Origin of the sequence: Achromobacter pulmonis (assembly GCF_902859765.1) — a bacterium.
Lineage (GTDB): Bacteria > Pseudomonadota > Gammaproteobacteria > Burkholderiales > Burkholderiaceae_B > Achromobacter > Achromobacter pulmonis.
Genome location: NZ_CADIJV010000007.1, coordinates 155,018 through 177,485, shown reverse-complemented (window position 1 = coordinate 177,485; position 22,468 = coordinate 155,018). Strand labels below are relative to the sequence as shown.

At 68.3% G+C, this 22,468-nt stretch carries 20 protein-coding genes; 17 read left to right on the top strand and 3 right to left on the bottom strand.

The genetic code is table 11. The features are described 5' to 3' along the window. Both HV701_RS09030 and HV701_RS09025 read left to right on the top strand, forming a co-directional pair. Positions 1-968, top strand: a 968-nt coding sequence (locus HV701_RS09030) for an ABC transporter permease (protein WP_175132727.1), incomplete at its 5' end; no start/stop codon positions are given. 8 nt (positions 969-976) lie between these two features. After that, entirely contained in the window at positions 977-2,662 is a 1,686-nt protein-coding gene (locus HV701_RS09025; RefSeq protein ID WP_175132738.1) for an ABC transporter ATP-binding protein, read from the top strand. A gap of 116 nt (positions 2,663-2,778) precedes the next feature. Here the strand turns inward: HV701_RS09025 and HV701_RS09020 are convergent, their stop codons facing one another. The 3 genes from HV701_RS09020 to HV701_RS09010 all read right to left on the bottom strand — a co-directional run bounded on the left by HV701_RS09020 (position 2,779) and on the right by HV701_RS09010 (position 6,930). Then, complete coding sequence (locus HV701_RS09020) at positions 2,779-3,318, bottom strand: MarR family winged helix-turn-helix transcriptional regulator (protein WP_175132726.1); 540 nt, start codon at positions 3,316-3,318, stop codon at positions 2,779-2,781. A gap of 27 nt (positions 3,319-3,345) precedes the next feature. Further along, entirely contained in the window at positions 3,346-4,932 is a 1,587-nt protein-coding gene (locus HV701_RS09015) for a collagen-like triple helix repeat-containing protein (RefSeq protein ID WP_175132725.1), read from the bottom strand. Positions 4,933-5,268: 336 nt separating this feature from the next. Further along, positions 5,269-6,930 (bottom strand): ShlB/FhaC/HecB family hemolysin secretion/activation protein, encoded by a 1,662-nt coding sequence (locus HV701_RS09010; protein WP_419761605.1) that lies wholly within the window; start codon positions 6,928-6,930, stop codon positions 5,269-5,271. Positions 6,931-7,467: 537 nt separating this feature from the next. Here HV701_RS09010 and HV701_RS09005 point away from each other — a divergent pair. From HV701_RS09005 to HV701_RS08935, 15 genes are all read left to right on the top strand, one after another. After that, positions 7,468-8,298 (top strand): MHYT domain-containing protein, encoded by an 831-nt coding sequence (locus tag HV701_RS09005; RefSeq protein ID WP_175132723.1) that lies wholly within the window; start codon positions 7,468-7,470, stop codon positions 8,296-8,298. Between the two features lie 140 nt (positions 8,299-8,438). After that, positions 8,439-8,615, top strand: coding sequence for a Flp family type IVb pilin (locus HV701_RS09000; protein WP_175132722.1), 177 nt, complete (start codon positions 8,439-8,441; stop codon positions 8,613-8,615). A 267-nt stretch (positions 8,616-8,882) separates the two neighbouring features. After that, positions 8,883-9,404 carry an A24 family peptidase gene (locus HV701_RS08995; protein WP_254595146.1) on the top strand — a complete coding sequence of 174 codons (522 nt, stop codon included), beginning with the start codon at positions 8,883-8,885 and terminating at the stop codon, positions 9,402-9,404. Further along, a complete protein-coding gene (locus HV701_RS08990; protein ID WP_236756132.1) occupies positions 9,371-9,811 on the top strand; it encodes a TadE family protein in 441 nt (146 codons plus the stop codon). The genes HV701_RS08995 and HV701_RS08990 overlap by 34 nt, the downstream gene beginning before the upstream one ends. Beyond that, positions 9,811-10,302 (top strand): TadE/TadG family type IV pilus assembly protein, encoded by a 492-nt coding sequence (locus tag HV701_RS08985; RefSeq protein ID WP_175132721.1) that lies wholly within the window; start codon positions 9,811-9,813, stop codon positions 10,300-10,302. The genes HV701_RS08990 and HV701_RS08985 overlap by 1 nt, the downstream gene beginning before the upstream one ends. Then, positions 10,299-11,267, top strand: a complete 969-nt coding sequence (gene cpaB, locus HV701_RS08980) for a Flp pilus assembly protein CpaB (RefSeq protein ID WP_175132720.1) — start codon at positions 10,299-10,301, stop codon at positions 11,265-11,267. Before HV701_RS08985 ends, cpaB begins: the two co-directional genes overlap by 4 nt. Positions 11,268-11,332: 65 nt before the next feature. Beyond that, positions 11,333-12,715, top strand: a complete 1,383-nt coding sequence (locus HV701_RS08975; protein WP_175132719.1) for a type II and III secretion system protein family protein — start codon at positions 11,333-11,335, stop codon at positions 12,713-12,715. Further along, entirely contained in the window at positions 12,712-14,052 is a 1,341-nt protein-coding gene (locus tag HV701_RS08970) for a pilus assembly protein CpaE (RefSeq protein WP_175132718.1), read from the top strand. The genes HV701_RS08975 and HV701_RS08970 overlap by 4 nt, the downstream gene beginning before the upstream one ends. 20 nt (positions 14,053-14,072) lie before the next feature. Beyond that, positions 14,073-15,428, top strand: a complete 1,356-nt coding sequence (locus HV701_RS08965; RefSeq protein WP_175132717.1) for a TadA family conjugal transfer-associated ATPase — start codon at positions 14,073-14,075, stop codon at positions 15,426-15,428. Next, positions 15,428-16,357 carry a type II secretion system F family protein gene (locus HV701_RS08960; RefSeq protein ID WP_175132716.1) on the top strand — a complete coding sequence of 310 codons (930 nt, stop codon included), beginning with the start codon at positions 15,428-15,430 and terminating at the stop codon, positions 16,355-16,357. The genes HV701_RS08965 and HV701_RS08960 overlap by 1 nt, the downstream gene beginning before the upstream one ends. Before the next feature lie 11 nt (positions 16,358-16,368). Next, positions 16,369-17,373: a type II secretion system F family protein gene (locus HV701_RS08955; RefSeq protein WP_175132715.1), complete on the top strand. Its 1,005-nt coding sequence runs from the start codon at positions 16,369-16,371 to the stop codon at positions 17,371-17,373. An 11-nt stretch (positions 17,374-17,384) separates the two neighbouring features. Beyond that, positions 17,385-18,296: a tetratricopeptide repeat protein gene (locus HV701_RS08950; RefSeq protein WP_236756135.1), complete on the top strand. Its 912-nt coding sequence runs from the start codon at positions 17,385-17,387 to the stop codon at positions 18,294-18,296. Positions 18,297-18,311: 15 nt separating this feature from the next. After that, on the top strand, positions 18,312-18,740 hold the full coding sequence (locus tag HV701_RS08945) for a DUF3613 domain-containing protein (protein WP_175132713.1): 429 nt from the start codon (positions 18,312-18,314) through the stop codon (positions 18,738-18,740). 99 nt (positions 18,741-18,839) lie between these two features. Next, positions 18,840-20,888, top strand: a complete 2,049-nt coding sequence (locus HV701_RS08940) for a pilus assembly protein TadG-related protein (RefSeq protein WP_175132712.1) — start codon at positions 18,840-18,842, stop codon at positions 20,886-20,888. Between the two features lie 49 nt (positions 20,889-20,937). Beyond that, positions 20,938-22,344 carry a sigma 54-interacting transcriptional regulator gene (locus HV701_RS08935; protein WP_175132711.1) on the top strand — a complete coding sequence of 469 codons (1,407 nt, stop codon included), beginning with the start codon at positions 20,938-20,940 and terminating at the stop codon, positions 22,342-22,344. Positions 22,345-22,468: the final 124 nt, after the last annotated feature.

Here is a 22,468-nt window from a genome sequence, read left to right as displayed (position 1 = left end):
CGCGGCGCGGCGGCGCGGCGGCGGCGGCCGAGGCCCTGCTGGGCGGGCGCGCCGAGGTGCCGTGGCGCGCCATGGCCGTCACCTTCACTTTGCTATGCCTGGTGGCGGGGGCGCTGGCCGGCCTGTCCAGCGGCTATCACGCGCTGGGCACCGACCGCATCGGCAACGACGTGCTCTGGCAAGCGCTCAAGAGCGTGCGCACGGCGCTGGTCATCGGCAGCCTGACCACGCTGGCGATGCTGCCGCCGGCCATCGTGTTCGGCATCGCGGCCGGCTACTTCAAGGGCAAGGTCGACGACGCCATCCAATATCTCTACACCACCATCACCTCGATCCCGGGCGTGCTGCTGGTGGCCGCCTGCGCCTTGATGATGCAGGTCTACATCGACAACCACGCCGACCTGTTCGACACGTCGGCCGCGCGCGCAGACCTGCGCCTGTTCCTGCTGTGCATGATCCTCGGCTTCACCGGCTGGGCCGGCCTGTGCCGCCTGCTGCGCGCCGAGACCCTCAAGCTGCGCGAACTGGAGTACGTGCAGGCTGCGCGCGCGTTCGGCGTGTCGCACTGGCGCATCATGACGCGCCACCTGCTGCCCAACGTCGCGCATCTGGTGCTGATCACCGTGGTGCTGGAATTCTCTGGCCTGGTGCTGTACGAGGCGGTGCTGTCGTACCTGGGCATCGGCGTCGATCCCAGCATGAATTCCTTTGGCTCGATGATCGACGGCGCGCGGCTGGAAATGTCGCGCGACCCGATGATCTGGTGGAACCTGATGACCGCGTTTCTCTTCATGCTGGCGCTGGTGCTGGCCGCCAACCTGTTCGCCGACGCGGTGCGCGATGCCTTCGATCCGCGCACCCGCCGCTACAAGCCGGCCCGCCCGCCCAGCGTCGGCGGGTTCGGCCGCCGTCGGGGCGCGGTCCTCGCGGCCGATGCCCGCGCCGTCAAGCCGGGAGACACGCCATGAGCCAGGATATCCGCCAGGACGCGCCCTTGCTGGCGGTGCGCGGCCTGGACGTCGACATCGCCGGCGAGAGCGGCATGACGCACGCGGTCAAGCGGCTGGAGCTGGCGATTTCGCGGCGCGAGACGTTCGCGCTGGTGGGCGAGTCCGGTTGCGGCAAGAGCATGACCGCGCTGGCGCTGTTGCGCCTGCTGCCGGACGCCGGCCGCATCGTCGGCGGCCAGATCGACCTGGATGGCGAAGACCTCAACCGCCTGCCCGAAAGCGCGATGCGCGGCGTGCGCGGCGGTCGCATCGGCATCATCTTCCAGGAACCCGCCACCAGCCTCAACCCGGTCATGCGGGTCGGCGACCAGATCATCGAGACGCTGGTGGCGCACACGCCGCTGCGCGGCGCCGCGGCCCGCGCCCGCGCCATCGACTGGCTGCGGCGGGTCGGCATCGCGGAGCCGGAGCGGCGCATCGACGATTATCCGTTCCAGTTCTCCGGCGGCCAGAAGCAGCGCGTCATGATCGCCATCGCGTTGGCGGCCGAGCCGTTGCTGCTGATCGCCGATGAACCCACCACCGCGCTCGACGTTACCGTGCAGGCGCAGGTGCTGGCGCTGCTGGCCGACATCCAGCGCGAGATCGGTATGGCCGTGCTGCTCATCACCCATGACCTGGCGGTGGTGCGCAATGTCGCCCACCACGTGGCCCTGATGCGCGGCGGCGAGATCGTCGAGAGCGCCGACGCCGAGGAATTCTTTCGCGCGCCCAAGCACCCCTATGCGCGCCAGCTGTTCGACGCCATTCCCACCTTCGGCAAGCGTGGCCGGCCGCTCAGCGAGGCCGGCCGCGCGGCCGCGGCGGCAGAGACGGACACGCGCCGAGGCCGCGCGCGCGAACCGGGGGTGGTGCTGGACGTGCAGGACCTGAAAGTCCATTACCCGGTGCGCAAGGGGCCGCTGCGGCGCGTGGCGTCGTGGGTCAAGGCGGTCGATGGCGTGACCTTCACGCTGCGCGCCGGCGAAACCCTGGCGCTGCTGGGCGAATCGGGATGCGGCAAGACCACCACCGGCAAGGCGCTGCTGCGCCTGATCGATGGCGCCCATATCGCCGGCCGCGCCATGCTGCAGGGACAGGACCTGCTGACCGCCGACCGCGCCCGCTTGCAGCGCCTGCGTCAGGACATCCAGATCGTGTTCCAGGACCCCTATGCGTCGCTCGATCCGCGCATGCGGGTCGGCGACATCCTCGACGAAGGCCTGGCGTCCCTGCGCCGCGGCATGGCCGCGCGCGAACGCCGCGAGCGCGCCGCCCGGCTGATCGAGCGTGTCGGCCTGCCGGCCGACACGCTGGCCCGTTATCCGCACGAGTTCTCCGGGGGGCAGCGCCAGCGCATCGCTATCGCGCGCGCGCTGGCGGTGGAACCGAAGGTGCTGATCTGCGACGAGCCGACCTCGGCGCTGGACGTGTCGGTGCAGGCGCAGATCCTGGACCTGCTGCGCGAGCTGCAGGACGAGCTGGGCATCGCCTACCTGTTCATCACCCACAACTTCGGCGTGGTCGAATACCTGGCCGACCGCATCGCGGTGATGGACGGCGGCCGCATCGTCGAGCTGGGCGAGGCCGACGCGGTGCTGCACGCGCCGCGCCAGGACATGACGCGCCGATTGCTTCAGGCGGTGCCGCGCCTGCAATTCGGCTCGGCCTGAGGCGCGTCGGCGGGTTCCCGGCCCGATCCCTGGCCACGCCGCGCCCGCGGGGCCGGCCCCATGAAATACGCCCCGGTCCTTGCGAACCGGGGCGCGGCCTGCCTGCGCGGCGGCGTTCAGTCGTGGGCGTTGCGGGTTTCCAGCCAGACCAGCGTGTCGTGCCGCAGGGCGCGCACGCACTGCGCCAGGAAGGCATGCACCACCTCCAGCTCGCTGGCGTCGTAGCGCCGGGCCATCAACACCACTGCTTCGGCCACCCATTGGCGCTCCTGGGCCAATTGCTGACATTGCTCCTCGACCGGCCGGATCACGATCATGCGACGATCCAGCGGATGGCGGCCCCGCTGCACATAGCCGGCCGCTTCCAGACGGTTGATCAAGGCGGTGGCGCCGCCGGAGCTGATGCCCATCAACTGGGCCAGTTGCCCGGTGGGCAGGGCATCGAACTCCATGACCAATTCCAGCGCCTTCAGATCCGCCAGGGGGATACCCAGTTTCTCCGCCAGGGCCGACTGGCACGCCGCGTTGTACACGGCGAACTGCCGGCCCAGCATCAGGGCGATGTCGTCGAGCGTTCCCGGTCGCAGATCGTTATGGCGGGATTCAGGCATCACTGTGACATGCTCATGGTGGACGATGGTTTCTTGTTGCAGCATGGCGTCGCTCCCTCACGGACCGGTTGATCACTTGTTGGCCGTCAGGCCGCCCAGCAAGCCGCCCAGCAGGCCGCCGTTGGTCGAGCCGCTGCCGCTGCTGGTGCCGCCGTTGACGCCGGCCGTCACGCCGCCCAGCAGGCCGCCGAGCAGGCCGCCATTGCTGGCCGAACCCGCGGAGGAACCGCTGCCGCCGGCGCTGGCCGTGCCGCCGCCCGTCAGTCCGCCCAGCAGACCGCCCAGCAGGCCGCCGTTGGCGCCCGTGGTGCCGCCACCCGCGGTGCCGCCCGTGGCGCCCGTCACGCCACCCAGCAGGCCGCCGAGCAGGCCGCCGTTGGCCGCGCCGCCCGTGGCGCCGCCGAGGTTGCCAGTGACGCCGCCCAGCAGGCCGGTCACCGGGGCCAGCAGGCCGCCATTGGCGCCACCGGCGCCGCCGGTCACGCCGCCCAGGATGCCGGTGATGGGGCTGAGCAGGCCGCCATTGTTGCCGCCGACCGCGCCACCCAGGCCCAGGCCGCTGGTCAGGGACGCGACCGCGCCCGTGGCATTGGCCAGTGTGTTGCCGAGCGGGTTGGTGTTGCCCGGCGTGGCGTTCAGCAGGCCGCCGGCACTGCTGACCGCGCCGCCCAGGCCCTGCAGCACGCCGTTCAGGCCGGCGACATCACCGCCGGGCAACTGCGTGCCGAGATTGCTGACCGTGCCGCCCAGGGTGTTGAGCAGACCGGCCACCGGCGTGCCCAACTTGGTCGTGGCGCCGACTTGCTGCGTCAGGCCGACCACGGTCCCGGCCAGCGGGCTGGCGGTGGGGTCGAGGGCCGCGCCCAGGCCGCCCAGCGTCGGCTGCAGGCCCAGCGGCAGCACGTTGTCGACGGTCTTGCCGACATTGGCCAGGGCCGGTTCCAGCAAGGGCTTGGACGGGCCGTCGAGCACGCCGCCGGTGACGCCGCCGACCAACTGGTTGACCGGGTTCAGCAGGCCGCCCTGGCCCGACAGGCCGGCGGTCAGCGCGCCCACCGCGTTGGTGGCGTTGCCCAGGATAGTGGTCAGCGGTTGCGGATTCTGCGGGTCGGCATTGAGCAGGCCGCCGGTGCTGGCGACCGTCTTGCCCAGGCCTTCGACCAGGCCACCGACGCCGCTGCTCAGGCCGCCGGGCAGGCCGGTGCCCTTGACCGTGGTGCCCAGGTCCTGGACCAGGCCGCCCACTTGCTGGACGGTGCCGTCGACCGGCTGGCCCAGACCGGTGGTCGCGCCCACTTGCTGGGTCAGACCCACCACCGTGTCGACCACCGGCTTGACGGTCGGATCGAGCGCCTTGCCGACCCCACCCAGCGTGGTGTCCAGATTCAGGGGCAGGGCATTGTCGACAGCGCCGCCGGTATTACCCAGCGTGGTTTGCAGCAAACCCGTGGTGACGGGATCGGTCGGGTTATTCGGGTTGTTCGGATCGCTCGGGCCGCCCGGGTTGGTCGGCACATTCGTGCCGGGCAGGGAGGCCGAACTCTTGTCGCTACCACCACCACCACCGCCGCACGCGGCCAGGGCGCTCATCAGCGCGGCTGCCATAACGGTGGAAGTCAGAATACGTTGTACGCGTTGCGTTTCAATCTTGGCATTCATGGCGAGCTCCTGTGGGGGATGTGTCAGGCGGCGAAACTGCCCGATACATCCCTACACGCATAAACCATGCCAATATTTTCCGAATGCCGTTCGAGTCCTTTTTTGGGTTGATTTTTGTTTATAAAAAATCGTTTAAAATCAATTAGTTAAATATAAAACAGAGGGTTTGTACCAATATTGAGAATCCCCCATTTTTACGATCACGCGCAGCCTGCGAATGTTACGTTCGAGCCCGTATCAGCCGTTACGTTACGGGCGACGTTACGTAACGCGGTGTGTGCAACAGGCAAAAAAAAGCGCCTGTCGCAACAGGCGCGGGATCATCGGCGCGGCGCCTCAGAAGGCGTCGTAATACAGCGAGTAATTGGCGTTGAAACGCACGTCGCGATTGTTGTTGACGGTGGCCGAGCCAATCGGTTTGGCCACGTTGAAATCAAACAGATAGTACTTGTCGTCGGTAAAGCGCAGCCCCAGGGCCACCGAAGACAGATGGCGCTGATTCAATTGCTGCAGGCTCGAATTGTTGTACCAGGTGCGCGCATAGTCGATCAGCGCATACGGCTGCACATTGGTCAGATATTGCCAGCCGATACCGAAGCGGCGATTCACCTCGGCCGAAACCCCGACGCCCTTGTCGCCGCTCTGCTCGCCTTGCGGATAACCCATCGCGTAGCGCCAACTGCCGAAAGACACCTGTTCGGACGACGGCAGGATGTTGCTGGAGTACTGCGCGGCGCCGGACAGGGTCAGGCCGAACTGCGCCGGCAGCGCGAAAGTCTGCTTGGCATTCAGGTTGTAGCGGGTGAAATCCAGGTCGAGCACCGGCACCGCCGAATAGCCGTAGTTGGTGTTGATCTCCTTCTTGGCGCCGGCGGCGTCGAAGCCCTTGGCGACCGCCAGCGTCACGTCGGAAGTCATGGATTCCGACACCTGGATATAGCGCATTTCGAGGTTGGCCGCGCGCACTTGGGCATCCTGCTGCAACCAGCGGTCGGATGCCTTGGCCTCATAGCGGTCCTTCGAGTTGGCGGCGTACACCCCCAGCGTGCCGGTCAGCGAGCGGGTGTTGTTCAGCAGGAACGGGTAGCTGATGCCGATGCCGATGCGGTCGTTCTTGACCCGGCGATTGAAGCCCAGGTATTCGATCGCCTCGTCCTTGGGCCGCGCGTCATAGTGGTAGCCATCCACCTTGACCGCCAGGCCGTCGTTGCCCAGCGGCACGCGGATTTCGCCGGACACGTATTTGACGTCGTCGGTATTGAACGGCACCGACGCCGTCAGCTTGACCTGTTCGCCCAGCGGGGTGAGGCTGTTGGTGGCGACGTTGACCAGGGGCTGCATGCCGGTGCCCAGGTCCGCCACGCCGCCGGTCAGGCTGACCGGTTGGCGCGATGCCGCCAGCACCAGTTCGGTAGCGCCGTCGGCGCGGCGCGGCAGGTCCAGCGAGGGCGTGAATTTCACGCCGGGCACCGTGCGCATCAGATTCAGCACGCGCTCCAGCGTGGCCTGCTGCAGCGGCTTTTCCTGCTTGAGCGGCTCGGCCAGCGATTCCAGGCGGTCCTGCGCGTTGCCGATGTCGCCCTCGATGCGCACCGTGCCGATGTAGCCCTCGACCACGGTCACCACCACCAGGCCGTTGGCGAAGTTCTGGTTCTGTACCAGCGCGAACGACAGGGGATAGCCGCGCTCGCGGTACAGCTGCGTGATCTTGTCGACCTGCTGCACCAGCTCGCCCAGGCTGATCTCCTTGCCCGACAGCGGCGAAAGCAACGCGGCCACGTCCTCGAACGGTATCGCATGCACGCCGGTGACATCGAAATGCCGCGGCACGATGCGCTGCGCCAGGCGCGCCTGCAGCGCCCGTTGTTCCGGTGTCTGCGTCTGCACCACCGGCGGCGGCTGGGTGGCGCTGGGCGGGCGCTCGATCTGGGGCAGGGCATCCACCGGGTTGCCGCGCAATGGGCCGTCGGCGTGCGCCGCGCCCAGGGGGGCCAACATGCAGATCAAGGCGAGGGAAAGCGGACTTGCAGGAAGCGTGCGTCTCATGCCGTGGTGTCTCTTGTTTGCCGCAAGCGCCGTTTAAACAGGCTCCGGATAAATCGTCCGAATAAGACTTGGATATATGCGGCCGCCGTATAACTAAACCCGGTCGCGCGCCGCACAGGCGGTATGTTGCCAGCGCGGGGAGGCAATGACAAATTATTTCATTGTGACTGCCTGGGAACTGGATATAACAACAGAGCGCAATGAAATGCAATTGTGGCAACGCCGATCTCGCGTTTTCCTGCATACGGGAAAATGGTGTCGGTGAATTTCAGAATATTCGTTACAAGTAAGCCGTCGCAGTGTTGTGAATACTGGTACAAACCCTGATGTGTATTAATTGTTAATAGATAAGACTATATAAACGTTTCAAAACACATCAGGTTTACAGGCTCTCGGGAGTCCGCAGATGGACCAGGATGACCGCAACAGAATCGTCGAAAGCAGCGCGCCCGCAATGACTTGCCGGCGGCCTGTTCACGGGGGGCGCGCATGAATCCGGGCGACATCGTTCCGCTTTCGTTCAATGCCGGTCTGGTGGGGCTTTCGTTCCTGATCGCGGTGCTCGGCTCCTATGTGGCGCTGCTGGCCGCGGTCGGCATCCGTGCCGAAACGCAGGACGGCGAGATCCGCATCGGTTACATCATCATCGGCGCCCTGGCGATGGGCGGCGTCGGTATCTGGAGCATGCATTTCATCGGCATGCAGGCCCAGGAGCTGCCGTTCAGCGTGAGTTACCAGGTCGGTATGACGGTGCTCAGTTTCGTGGTGGCGGCAGGGTTTTCCGGCTGGGCCTTCTGGTATGTAGGCCGTGACCGCTTCACATTTATGCGTTGCCTGGTCGGTGGCGTGGCCGCCGGCCTTGGCGTGGCGGCGATGCATTATGTGGGCATCAGCGCCATGCGCATGCCGGCGATATTCATGTGGAACCTGCCGATGGTTGTTTTATCGGTATTGATAGCGGTAATTGCCGCGTCAGCCGCGCTGTGGCTGGCTTTCAATACGCAGAACGAGTTTCAGCGCGCCGCGGCGGCTGTTTTGATGGCGATCGCGGTGTGCGGCATGCATTACACCGGCGCCGCGGCCGGCACCGTGGTCTGTACCGCCCCGCGCGATTTTTCCAGCATGCAGATCGGCGGCGTGATGCTGCCGTACATCGCGTTCGGGTTGTCGGTGGTCATGTTGCTGGTGATGCGCTGGCATCTGCAGCGTGCCTCGCGCCGGTTCCGCGCGCGCCTGGCGCAACGCATCGATTCGATCATTGAATCGGTCCCCGCGGTGGAGCCGGGCAGGACGCCCGGCTCCACCCTGGGGCCGGGTTGAGGGCCTGTCCACAGGCTTTGCGGTACCCGGAAGGGGCGAGGGTGTGGAACACGCCAGCGCACCGGCAGTTCCGGGCTTAGGGGGCCAGTGCCGTCCCGGCGGCTTGGCTCGATCATCAAGCGAGACCTCAGGAGCTCGACATGAAAGCGAAACTTGCGCAGTTCTGGAACGACGAAGATGGCATTACCGCCCTGGAATACGGGCTGATCGCGGGCACCATCGCGGTGGCGCTGGTGGCGGCTTTGGCGACATTCACGGGCGCGCTCAGCGGCCTGTTCACGTCGCTGCAGGCCAAGCTCGCCGCTGCCTCCACGTGAGGCCGCGGGGCCCGGCCGGTTGCCGGCGGGCCTGGCCGTGGCCAGGCAACGCCGGGCGGCCGGGCCGGCCGCCGCGCCTGGCGCGGAATCGATGTTGACTGCGTTTGCCGCGCGGCGGATCGAGGCGGTTGCGGGTTGACGGCGTTGCGCCCGGCGGCGTGAGCGCCGGGCGCGGCCCGGCTTTGCCAGTCGGTCAGAGAAAGGAGACGGTGTTCGTCTGGACGGACACTCCCGTTGTTGAATCCGAAACCGTCGGAAGGTCCTGCCTTGTATCCAGGGGAAGTGCTGTGGTGGCTGTTGTTCGCATGCTGGAATCTGGTGTTGATATACACCGATCTGCGCTATCGCCGCGTACCCAACTCGCTCATCGTCGCGGGATTCGCGGGACAGGCGCTGTGGTTGCTGGCCGCATGGCTGGTGCCGGCCTGGAGCTACCCGCCGCGCTGGACCAGCTGGTCCATGGCGCTCGCCGGCTTTGCGCTGGCATTGCCCTTCTTTCCCCTTTGGACCCGGCGCCTGATGGGCGCGGGCGACGTCAAGGCGATCGCCATCCTCGGCCTCTTGATGGGCTTTGCTCCCTTGTCGATGACGCTAGTGGCCGCCAGCCTGCTGGCCGGCCTGCATGCCTTGCTCTACCGGTTCATCGCCCGCAGCCGGACGTTGCCGCTTCGGGCCCGTCAGATCCCCTACGGCGCCTACCTCGGCCTGGCCGCCCTCAGCGTGGCGTTTATTCCCTTGAATTCGGACTGGTATTCGTGGTGTTCTTCCTGGTGTTCTACGCCATCCTGACGTACGCACTGGTGTTCACCGCGCAGCACTCGGTCACCCTGGCCGCGCAGGACGGCGCGCGCAAAGTGCTGCAATGGCAGCCGGGCGCCACCTCGCTGGCCATGCGCGCCAACGCCGGCCGCGATATCGCGCTGGACCGCGCCGGCTGGATCACCACCATGTCCTCGGCCGCCGTCGCCGTGGCGGTGTGCGGGGCCGCGGGCACACTCAGCAGCGCCGCCGGCGGCGCCTGCAGCGGCCAGCCGCTCAGCGCCGACCAGATCGAAGTGACGGTCAGCTACCCCTACGGCGCCAATCCGCTGATTCCCAATTTCCCCTTTCTGGCCCAGGCCCTGATGCCGCCTTCCAGCGTGCTCAGCGCGCGCGCCACGGTCCATCTGGGCAATGCCCTGGACGGGAGCAACTGATGGCCGCGCGCGCCGCCGCTCCCGCCATGCGCGGCCACGGGCGCCGCCAGCGCGGCATCGCCACGCTCGAATTCTCGTTGATGGTGACCATGCTGCTGATGTTCGTCTGCGCCGTGGTCGGCTATGGCGTGCTGTTCTGGATGCAGCAGCAGCTGGCCGCGGCCGCCTCCGAGGGCGCGCGCGCCGCGGTCCACGCGCGCTTTGCCGGCGAGGCGGACGTGCCCGGCGCGGCCTGTTCGGCGGCGATGAGCGTGTTCGGCAGCGGCTCGGCGGTTGCCTGCCGCACCACCAGCGCGCCCTGCGCCTGGAGCGGGTCGGGCGGGCAGACGGCGCAATGCAGCACCGTTGCCATGACGTTCAACGTGCAGGCCTGGCCGGTGCTGTCGACCTTCCAGGCGTTCATCGCCATGTTGCCCGGCACCGACAAGAACTGGATTCCGACCCGGCTGTCGTCCAGGGCCATCGTGCAAATTTCCCAAGGGGCGCCATGAGCAGTCTGAGCAAAATCATCGCGGGTGTGCTGCTGGCCGCGGGGCTGGTGCTGGCGTTCGTGGCATGGCGGCTGGCCTCGGCGCCGCCGCCACCCGCGCCGGCGCCGGCCAGCCCGGTGGCGACCACGCCGCCGGCGCCGGCCGAGGCGCCGGTCAAGCGCTATCCCGTGGTGGTGGCGGCCGCGGCGATTCCCGCGGGCACGCGCCTCGAAGGCGACAAGCAGCTCAGGATCGATCAATGGCAGGTGGCGCTGTCGGGCAGCTACAGTTCGATCAAGCCGCTGCAGGGAGCCTATACGCGGGTCGACCTGGCCGCCGGCGATCCATTGCTGCCGAGCATGCTGGCGCAGGGGCTGGCGCGCCAGCTCAAGCCGGGCGAGCGCGCGCTGGCGATCGCCGTCGACGAGGTGGTGGGCGGCGCCAACCGCATTGCGCCGGGGGACCTGGTGGATGTGTTCTTCGTGGTGGAAAAGGGCCTGGAGATCCCTGGCGGCCAGGCGCGCTTGCTGCAATCGCAGGTGCGCGTGCTGGCATACGGCGCGGCCTCGGTGGACGGCCCCGAGGAAAAATCCCTGTTGCCCGGGCCGCCGGGGCAACCCGCCAGGACGGCGGTGCTGGCCGTGCCGGTCGAGCATGTCAACGAACTGATGCTGGCCAGCCGCGCCGGCCGCTTGCAATTGGCGCTGCGGCCGATCGGTGACGACGGCAAGCCCGACACCCGGCTGTTCGCGCAGCGCAGCGCCGTGCTGCCCGCGCGCGCCGACCTGACCGCCGAACAACTCGAACAATTGCAGAGCGGCCCGAACCGCGCCTACGCCGGCGACAGCCTGGCTCAACTGGACGCGCCTACGCCGGCCGCCAAGCCCGTGCCGGCCCCGGCTGCCAGGCCCGCGCCGGCCCGCGCCGGCAGCGGCCGGACCGTGGAAATACTGCGAGGAGAAAAATCCGAGCGCGTGCGCTATTGAAACGTGGCTGCGCGTGGCCTGGTGCCGCCCGCGGCTGGACCTTACCTGTTACTCAGATCCAGCAAATGAAGAGATTTCAGCGCACCACCCTGACTTGTGTCCTGTCGGCCGCGGCGGCGATGGCCGGCGGCAGCGCCGCGCTGGCGCAGACCGCGCTGCAAACCGCGCCGGGCGCCAGCGCGCCCGCGCGCGACATCGTGGTTGGCGTCAAAGGCCAGCAGACGCTCCTGCTGGACGGCGCGCCGGCGCGTATCGCCATCGGCGATCCCGATGTGGCCGACATCAAGGTGTTGCCGGCCTCCGGCAAGCGCCAGGCGGCGTTGCTGCTGTATGGCAGGAAGCCCGGAACCACGCAGTTACAGGTCTGGACCGGCGCCAACGCCGCGCCGCAGCGCTGGAACCTGCGGGTCGCCGGCGAGGTGCAGCAGGTCATGGCCGGGCGGGGCGTGTCCGGCGGCGCCAACGTCGACGTGGCGGGCGACCGGGCGGTGATCTCGGGCCAGGCCGACTCGCCACTGACGCACCAGGCCTCGGTGGCCGCCGCCAGCGCGACGGTGGGCGGCAAGAACGTGGTCGACGTGTCGACCGCCGGCACGGGCGGCGTGGTGCAGGTCGAGGTCAAGGTGGTCGAGGTCTCGCGCTCGGTCATGAAGCAGGCCGGCATCAGTTTCGCCGGCCGCAGCGGTCCGTGGGGCGGCACCAACTCGATCACCCCGGACGGCTTTTCCGCGCCGCTGGGCTTCAACAAGGGTGCGGCGCTGGCCTCGGGCTTCTCGCTGTTCTACGACTCCAATGATTTCAGCGCGCGCCTGCGGCTGCTGCAGAACAATGGCATGGCGCGCGTGCTGGCCGAGCCTACGCTGGTGGCGCTGACGGGCCAGAGCGCCAGCTTCCTGGCGGGCGGCGAACTGCCGATTCCCGAGGCTGGCGGCCTGGGCACCACCACGGTGACGTTCAAGCCGTTCGGCATCGGCCTGACCGTCACGCCCACGGTGCTGTCGCGCGAGCGCATTGCCCTGAAGGTGGCGCCGGAGGCCAGCGAACTGGACTACAGCAATGCCATCGCGGTTTCCAACGGCACCAATTCGACCACGCTGATCCCGGCGTTGCGCACGCGCCGCGCCGACACCACGGTGGAACTGGGCGATGGCGAGAGCTTCGTCATCAGCGGCCTGGTGTCGCGCCAGACCCGGGCGCTGGTCAATAAAGTGCCGATGCTGGGCGACCTGCCCATCATCGGTTCGTTTTTCCGCAGCGTCGATTACACCCAGGAGGACACCGAGCTGGTGATCGTGGTGACGCCGCGCCTGGTGCGGCCCATTGCGCGCGGTGTCACGCTGCCGCTGCCCGGGGCCAGGCAGGAGGCGGCCGATACCGCGTTCAACGCTTGGGGGTACTACCTCATGGGGCCTGCGGGCGGGCAGCAAATGCCGGGCTTTTCACGGTGAGCGATATGAAGACACATGCCAGGGAGTGGGTTGGCTTGCAGAACGGCAATCGGTTTCTGTTTTGTTCCAGGGGCGACAGCGTCGCCGCGCAGCTCGGCCAGGCGCTGGGCGACATGGGCATGTTGACCCAGGAAGTCCCGGGCGTCGAAGAATTCGGCAGGCGCCTGGCCGAGATCGAGCCGCAGGTGGTGTTCCTGGACTTCACCCTGAGCGAGGACGAACCCGGAAAGCTGTTCAAGTCGGCCGAGCTGGCGCGTCTGCTGGCGCGCATCGCGCCGGCGATCCCGCGTGTCGCGGTAGGCCTGCTGAGCCAGCCGGAAGGCGCCATCGCCGCGCTGCGCGCCGGGGTCAGCGACTTCGTCGATCCGACCGTGGCGCCGCAGGAAGTCAAGGACGTGGTGCAGCGCCTGCTGGACGGGCCGGCCGGCGATGGCCGCATGGATGGCTCGCGCCGCAGCGTGCTGCTGCTGGGCGCCCGCCCCGGCGTCGGCACCAGCACCCTGGCCGTGCACCTGGCGGGTATGGTGCAGGATCGTCTCAAGCAGCAATCCGCCGCGCGCGGCGCGGCTTCGGGCGTCAAGGGCGCCAAGCCGGCCAGCGACAACGGCAGCCACTTGCCCCTGGACAGCCGGGTGGCGCTGATGGACCTGGGCTGGCCGGTGGGCGATTGCCAGCTGTACCTGAACATCGGCGGCGATTTCGATTTCGCCGAGGCCGCGCGCAACCTGCGCCGCCTCGATTCGACCTTGCTCAGTTCGGCCATGTCGCATACCGCCAATGGCCTGAGCGTGCTGGCGCTGCCGCGCGACCTGAGCCAGATGCGCGAGGTGTCGCAATCCGATTCGCTGCTGGTGTTCGAACGCATGCGCCAGCATTTCGGCGTGGTGGTGGCCGATTCGGGCGGGTTCAGCAATCCCGAATTCGTCGCCGGCCTGGCGCGCGCCTCGCAGCATAACTGGATCGTCACCGACCAGAGCGTGGGCGCGCTGGTGTCGTTGGCCGGGCTGTTGCAGGAGCTGGAGCAGTTGCATGTGGACCGCCGCAGCCTGGGCCTGATCGTCAACCGCTACGACGAGCGCTATGGCATGACGGCGCAGCAGATCGCCGAGCGTTTCCAGCTCGATCTGATCGGCACGCTGCCGGACCGCACGCTGGCGCTGATGGTCTGTACCAACCAGGGCCACCTGTTGCACGAGGAGGCCGAGCGCGACATCTACGTGCGCGCGGTGCAGGCGCTGGCCGAGAAGCTGAGCGCGGAAGAAAACACGCCCGGCGGCCGGGCAAGCTGGCTGGCCACCTGGCTGCCCGGCGTGCACCGCCGCATGGTGGTCGAGTAACGCAGGCGGCGGGATCCCACATGATCATGACAGCGACCATAGAATTCGGCGGCGATGGCGACAAGGGCTTCGCGGCATCCAACCGCTTCCAGGAAGTCAAGACGGCGGCCTACGAACACCTGCTCTCGCGCATCGAGGAACTGGGCGCGGAGTTCGGCCGCTGGGCGCGTTCGGCGATCCAGGAGTTCGTCGACATCGAAGTGGCCAGCTTCGTGCGCCTGCGGCGGGTGCCGATCAACGAAGGCGAGATGCGTCAGATCGCCGAGGCCCTGACCAAGGAACTGGCCGGGCTGGGGCCGCTGGAGGACCTGCTGGCCGACCCGGCGGTCGAGGACATTCTCATCAACGGCTACGACAACGTATTCGTCTCGCGCCGCGGCGTGCTGGCGCGCGAGACGCTGCGTTTCACCGACAACCAGCATGTGCTGCGCATCGTGCGCCGCATCCTGGCGCCGATCGGACGCCGGCTGGACGAATCCAGCCCCATGGTGGACGCGCGCTTGCCCGATGGCGGACGCCTGAACGTGGTGATCGAACCGCTGGCCGTGGATGGCCCGATGGTCTCGATCCGGAAATTCCGCCAGGACCCGCTCAAGCCGGCCGACCTGCTGACGCTGGGCACCTTCGACGAGGACATTTACCGCCTTCTGAACGAGGCGGTAAAGAACCGCTGCAACATCCTGGTGTCCGGCGGCACCAGTTCGGGCAAGACCTCGCTGCTGAACGCGATGGCCTTTTTCATTCCCGAGACCGAACGCGTGGTGACGGTGGAGGACACGGCGGAACTGTCGCTCAACCACCCGCACGTGGTGCGGCTGGAATCGCGCCAGGGGGGCTTTGACGGCAGCGGCGCGGTCAGCATCCGCGAGCTGATCCGCAACAGCCTGCGGATGCGCCCTGATCGCGTGGTGGTGGGCGAAGTCCGCGGCGCCGAGGTCATGGACATGCTGCAGGCCATGAACACCGGCCACGAGGGCTCCATGGCCACCATCCACGCCAATTCGCCGCGCGAGTGCCTGTACCGGATCGAGATGCTGGCCGGCTTTGCTGGTTTCCAGGGCAGCGAAGACAGCCTGCGGCGCCAGATCGCCAGCGCGCTCGACTTCATTGTGCAGATCGGCCGCCTGTCCAACGGCAAGCGCCGGGTGCTGTCGGTCACGGAAGTCACCGGCATGGGCGATAGCGTGATCTCGACGCAGGAACTGTACCGCCACGAATCCTTCACCACGCCCGAGGGCGAGGAAAAGGACCGCTGGAACTGGCTCGGCATCCACCCGCATACCCCCAAGCTGGCCAAGCTGCGCAATGAACAGCGGCCGCCCGACAACGCGCCGCCCGAATCCGACGGCGGCGGCTTCTGGAGCAGGAGGCGCTGATGCTGCAAGCCGGCGTGATCGGTGGACTGGCGCTGGTGCTGGCCCTGGCGGCGGTGCTGCTGTGGCGGCACGCCAACAGCGGCCAGCGGCGCGCCGCCAGTTCGGCCTTTCTCGAAGATCAGTTGCGCCGCAGCCGCGGCGCGCCGGTCAGCGGCAAGATGCCGTTCGCGCAGGGCGCGCGCGCGCTGCGCAGCGGCTTTTCGCGCTGGGACATGCTGTTGCTGCAGGGCGGGGTGCGCCAGAGCCCGGGCTTCTACGCCAAGTTGATCCTGCCCATCGTGGTGGGGGCGCTGCTGGCCTGGGCTTTCCTGGGCTGGCTGTCGGCCCTGGTGGCGCTGGTGCTGCTGTCGGTGTTCGCCTATTTCCTGCTGTGGCTGCGCGCCGACCGGCGCCAGCGGCGGCGGGTGTCGCAGCTGCCGGCGTTCCTGGACAACATCGTGCGCCTGGTCACCATCGGCAACAGTATGGCGGCGGCCTTCCAGACAGCCGCGGCCGCCACCGACGAACCACTGCGCGAAGTGGTCGAGACCGCGGCCGCGCTGAGCCGCTCGGCCAAGGAACTGGATGCGGCGCTGGTGCAGGTCTCGCGCCAGTACGACATGAAGGAGCTCTACATGGTGGCGGCGGTGGTGTCGGTGGCGCTGCGCTTTGGCGGCCGCAGCGACCAGGTGCTGGAACGCATGGCGGCATTCATGCGCGACATCGGCCAGGCGCGCGCCGAGCTGTCGGCCAGTTCGGCCGAGATCCGGCTGTCGGCCTGGATCCTGGCGCTGCTGCCGCTGGGCATCGCCGGCTTCATCATGGTGGCCAACAACGACTTGTTCATGGGACTGTGGGTCGACCCGCTCGGCTTCAAGATGCTGATGACGGCGGTCTGTCTGCAACTGGGTGGCTCGTACATCCTGTACCGCATGGCCAAGGCCATTTGAGGACGCCGCGGATGCCAGCGATCGAATCCTGGAATGTCTCGACCGTGCTGGCGGTGGCGTTGATGCTGGTCGCCGCCGCGATGCTGATCGTGGGCCTGAGCATGACACGGCGCCTGCGCGGGCAGGACCGCAGCCGCCAGGTGGTGGACCAGGCCCTGGCCAAGCGGGAGGGCCGCGCCAGGGCGCCGGCCGAAGCGCCGGCGCCGGCCGAAGGCGGGCAGGGGCGGCTGGCGGCGGCCACGCGCGCGGCCGATTCGTTCGGCAAGCGCCTGAGCGAAGGCCGCTTCGCCGAGGCCCTGCTGGCCGGCGAGGACCGCAAGCTGGTCGACCTGGCGGGTTATGACAACCCGGTCACGGCGCGGCTGCGCTTCATCGTGGCGCGCTTCACCCTGGCGCTGCTGTTGCCGGCCGCAGCGGTGGCGTTCGACCTGGGGCGCACGGTCAGCGGTTCAGCGCTGGGCTTGTTCGTGGCCGCGTTCTTCGGCTTCGCCATCGGCTACATGCTGCCCAAATGGCTGGTGCGCCGCCGCGTGTCGCGCCGGCGCCGGCAGGCGGCCAACGAACTGCCGCTGCTGATCGACCTGCTGCGGCTGTTGCAGGGGGTGGGGCTGTCGATCGATCAGAGCCTGCAAGTGTTGACCAAGGAATTCAATCAGGTGCTGCCGGTGCTGACGCATGAACTGCGGCTGGCGTCCGAACTGTATGTGCGCGGCCGCACCCGCGAGCAGTCGCTGGCGCGGCTGGCGACGGGCTTCGACAACGACGATCTGTCGGCCATCTGCCGCCTGATCGCGCAGGTCGACCAGCACGGCGGCGCGGTGCAGGAGCCGCTCAACCGCTTCGGCGAGCGCTTGCGCGAGAAGCGCCGCCTGGAATTGAAGGAAAAAGTGGGCAAGACCACCGTCAAGATGACGGCGGTCATGATTGTGACCTTGCTGCCGGCGCTGTTGATCGTGACCGGCGGCGCGGGCTTCGTGGCGGTATTGCGCGGTTTGTCGCGCATGGGGGGCATGTGATGGCGGGCGCAATGGGAAGGGCGCGGTGTGCGTGGCGTTGGACCTTGCTGGCGGCGGTAGTCGCGGGCGCCGGGGCGTTGGCCGGCTGCCAGAGCAACAACGCCGAGACCGCCTGGCAATTGATCCAGCAACAACAGCAGGAACAGGCGCTGATGCGGCAGCGCGAGGACGAGGCCGAGAACCGGCGCAAGCCGGCCGAGCCGGACATGATGCTGTCGATGATCGCCGAGGCGCAGCGCCAGCAGCGGTATTTCGCCTCCCTGGCCTACATCGACGCGTTCCAGCAGAAGTTCGGCAATGATCCGCGCATCGCGGTGCTGCGCGCCGAGGCGCTGCGCCAGACCGGCCAGACCGCGTCCAGCGAGCAGGCCTACCGCGCCCTGATCGGCACCGCGCAGGCGGCCGAGGGCTGGCACGGACTGGGCCTGATCGCCGGCTCGCGCGGCCAGTTCGAGCAGGCCGCCGACGATTTCGCCCGCGCCGCCAAGCTTGCGCCGATGGACCCGGGCATCCTGGGCGACCTGGGGTTTGCGCGCTTGCGGGCTGGCGATCCGGCCGGCGCGCGCGTGCCGCTGGGCCAGGCCGCCGAGCTGGCGCCGGAGAACGCCAAGGTGCTGGCCAATCTGGCCCTGCTGCTGCTGGTCGAGGGCGAGCCGGTGCGGGCCCAGAACGTGATGGACCGTGCCAGGCTCAGCGAGGAAGCGCGCGGCCAGGTGTTGCGCCTGGCGACCGAAATCCGCAGCCAGGCCGCCGCGCCGCTGGCCGTGGCGCCGGGGACGCCGGCAGGCGCCACGGCCACGGTGACGCAGATCCCGTCGGCCACCGAAGCGGCCGCCACCCGGGTATCGCGCGGGGAGGGCATCGTGCTGCCGGTCATGAGCCCCTTGATGGACAGACTGGGCAATGGCCCGATCGTGCGCTAACCAGGAACCGCCACCATGTCTCGAACCGCTACCTTCTTTTCTCTCACCCTGGCGCTGGGCGGGGCCGTGCCCTGGGCCTGCCAGGCGCAATCGAACGCGCCTCTGACCGGCGCCATGAGCGGCGGCGCGGCCCAGGCCACGCCGGTGCCGGCAGCGCCTGCGGCCGCCGCGCCGATGCCGGCCCGGCCCGTGGTGCAACAGGTGCAGACGCCGCTGCCGCAGGCCGCGGCGCCGGCGGCCCAGCCGGCCGCGCCGGCCTCCGAGGCATTCGGCGACATCACCCGCGGCCTGCTGGCGGCGCAGGCCGACGGCCGCCGTGCCGGCGCCGCGCTGCCGGTGCTGGGGGCGACGTCCACGGCGGCCTGGAATCGCTACCTCGAAAGCTTCAGCCACCCGATCCCCGAATGGTTCACCAAGCGGGTCCAGACCAATAACACCAACTAGGCGCACCAAGGAGCCTCGCCCGCCTCATCGAGCCACGGAGCCACGATCATGCCAGCCATCCCGCTTCATTCTGCGATCTGCCCGCGGCAGCGTGGCAGCATGACCGTGGCCATCATTTTCGTGGTCATCGTCGGCGTGGTGCTATTGGGCGTGGCGCAACTGGGCTACGCCTACTACATGAAGCGGGAAATGCAGAAGGCGTCGGACCTGGCCGCCTTGTCGGCGGTACAGGTACTGGGCCTGGGCGCGCCCGCCGATTGCGCCCGGGCCCAGGCCGCGGGGCAGGCGGCGGTGCTGGCCAATGTGCCCAACATCCTCGAAACCTTCTCCGCCACCGACGTGACCGTCGAGTGCAAGGTGTGGGACACCAGCCGCGCCGATGCCAACGGCATGTACGTGTTCGACCCCGCCGGCGGCCAGGCGCCGAATGCGCTGCGCATCACGCTGAGCAAGTCCCTGCGGAGCCTGTTGCCGGGGATTGCCGACGGCGCGCCGGTCCGGGTAGTTTCCGTGGCCACCAACACCCAGCCGGTCGCGGTCTTCACGGTTGGCTCGCGCCTGTTGCGCCTGCAGCGGGGCGGCCTGCTGTCGCAGTTGCTGACCACGGTCGGCGCCACCCCGGCGCAGTTGGACGTGCTTGACGCCGCCGGCCTGGCGAGTGTCAACATCACGCCTTCCGGCCTGCTGGAGGCGCTCGGGCTGCCGGTGTCGGTGGCCACTGGCGTGGGCACCCCGGAGCAACTGGCCGCGCTCAGCAACCTGACGCTGGGGCAACTGCTGCAGGCCACGCTCACGGTGATGAACAAGGCCGGCGGCACCGCCGGGGCCAGCGTCGGGCTGCTGACCGATGCCATCAACGTGGTGCTCAACGTGATGCCGCTGAATCTGCCGGTGAAGCTGTTCGGCGACGGCGGCGTGCTCGACCTCAATGTCATCGGCGGCGACGTCAGTTCGGCGCTGCAGGCCAACGTCAATGCGCTCAATGTGCTGGAGACCGCGCTGGTCGTCGCCAACGGCCAGAACCTGGTGGACCTGGGGTTGAGCGTGCCGCTGCTGGGCTTGCAGTCGCAGGTGCGCATCGTCGAGCCGCCCACCATCGGCGTCGGCGGCGTCGGCGCCCAGGCCACCAGCGCCGGCATCCGCGTCTACCTGCGGGCCAACACCAGCAATATCCCGTTGGTCGGGCCGCTGCTGGCCAACACCCTGGGCTCGTACATCGACCTGCCGGTCATCATCGACGTGGCGCAGTCCACCGGCACCGTATCCAAGCTGTGCCAGGCGCCCTTGACCGAATCGCAGGCCACCATTGACGTGACCTCGTCGGTGGCCAATATCTGCCTGGGGCGCTTCCCGGGCATGGCGTCCGCCGTCGACCCCGTGCAGGCCAATTTCCTGTCCCTCACCAACAGCTGCCAGCCGGGCTCGTTCGCGGCGATCCAGCGCTACCAGGTGCTGAAGGTGCTCGGCATCCTGCCGCTCACCAGCAAGGTGACACTGCCGATCTTCAATTCGACCGCGCCGGTGTCGGTGACGCTGACCGAGCCGCCATCGCCCGATTCCACCGCCACCGTCAACGCCACCTCGGTCGATCTGGGCGCGTTGGCGGGCAATCTGGCCGACGCCGTGGTCGGCGGCATCCTGGGCGATCTGATCGGCACCGGCACGCCGTTGACCGCCGCGCAGCGCACCTCGCTCGCCACTACGCTGGTGGGCGGCGGCGGCAGCAATCCGGGAAAATCGATTTCGCAGGTGGTCAACGACATGCAGTGGTCCTCGACCGCGCTCAACCAATTGGGCCAGCGCATGGCCACGGGCGGCCTGACCGGGGTGCTGGGCGGCACGCTGCAACTGGTGGGCAATCTGCTCAATTCACTGTTGCTGGCGCCATTGAGCGACCTGACTTGCGCGCTGGCGATCACCCCCGATGCCATCCGCCAATGCCGTGTCAATGCGGTGTCCTCGCTGGCCCTGAGCGGCGGCAACCAGGTGGGCGGCGTGCTGTCCATCGTGGTCACGCTGTTGCAGCCGCTGCTGGGCATGCTGTCGAACCTGCTGCAGCAATTGCTGGACATGCTCGGCCTGAGCGTTGGCCAAACCGATGTATCGCTGCTGTCCGTGGACTGCGGCAAGCCCCGTCTGGTGTATTGATGATGAAGCCCGTGATTCCCCTTCCTTCCTGGCCGGCGCGGTGGTCGCCATGACCCAGAAATTCTCGCGCGAAGAGTTCGACGTCTACGTCTGGGAAGGCACATCCGACATCGCCAGCCGCGCCGAGCGCTGCCTGGCGGGCATGGACGTGTCGCTGGTTCGCGCCGACGCCGGCACCGCGTTCCCGCCGCCGCGCGACCCGTCGCGGCCGGCCGTGGCGCTGGTGTCGGTCTCGGTCATGGGCGACAACCGCTTCAGCGGCTACGACTGGTTGTCGGGGCAGGCCATGCCGGTGATCTGGGTGGCGTCCGAGGCGCGCGGCCGCGATCCGCGCTACTACCCGCCGGAGTACTCGTACACCTTGCCGCTGGCCTTCACCTCCTCGGATCTGCGCAAGTTTCTGTTCGAGCTGCTCGGCACGCTGGACCAGTTCAGCCGCAGCGCGCCGCGCCGCGAGCAGCCTTTGATCGCGGTGTCCGAGCCGATGCGGGCGTTGCTGGCCGAGGCCGACATGTTCGCCGACTGCCGCAGCAACGTGCTGATACACGGCGAGACCGGCGTGGGCAAGGAGCGTATCGCGCGCCTGCTGCACGACCGCGCGGCCTGGTCGGACGGACCCTTCGTCGCGGTCAATTGCGGCGCCATCCCGGAAGGCCTGTTCGAGGCGCATTTCTTCGGCCATGCCAAGGGCGCCTTCACCGGCGCCGTGGGCGCGCACAAAGGCTATTTCGAGCAGGCCAATGGCGGCACGCTGTTCCTGGACGAAATCGGCGACCTGCCGCTGTACCAGCAGGTCAAGCTGCTGCGGGTGCTGGAGCAGAGCGCGGTGACGCGGCTGGGCTCGACCGTGGAAGTGCCGGTGGATTTCCGCCTGGTGGCGGCCACCAACAAGGACTTGCGGGTGCTGGTGGGCCAGGACGAATTCCGCGCCGATCTCTATTACCGCCTGGCGGTGATCGAGCTGCGCATCCCCAATCTGGAGCAGCGCGGCGCCGAGGAAAAGGCGGCGATTTTCCGCGCCCTGCTGGAACGGCTCGGGGCCGAGGGCGAGCCGCCGGACTGGTTGCTTGAACGGGTGGCCCGCACGCGCTATGCCGGCAATGTGCGCGAGCTTTCCAACGTGGCCGAGCGCGTGGCCATCGTGCGGCGCCAGTTCCAGGCCTGGGACCAGCCGCGCATCGAACGCATCTTCGACCAGTTGGCCGAGCCGCTGCGGGTGCCTGGCGCGCTGGCCGCGGCGGCCGCCAGCACCCAGTGCGAGCCGCCGGTGTTCAGCGACGCCGAGCGCGCCGAGCGGGCCCGCATCCTGGCGGCGCTCGACGTCAATGGCTGGCGCCGCCAGGACACTGCCAACACCCTGGGGATCAGCCGCAAGGTGCTGTGGGAAAAAATGCGCAAGCTGCATCTGGGCGGCGGCCAGGGCGAGACCGCCGACGGCATCGTGGAGGCCTCGTGAGGGGCCACCGCGCGGGTCCGGCGTGGCGCAATAGGGAATGGCCCTTAGCGCGCGACACTATGGCCGTGTGCTATGTCAGCGTGTCAGCCGCGAGCGAAATAAATTGCTATAGTTCCGCAACGAT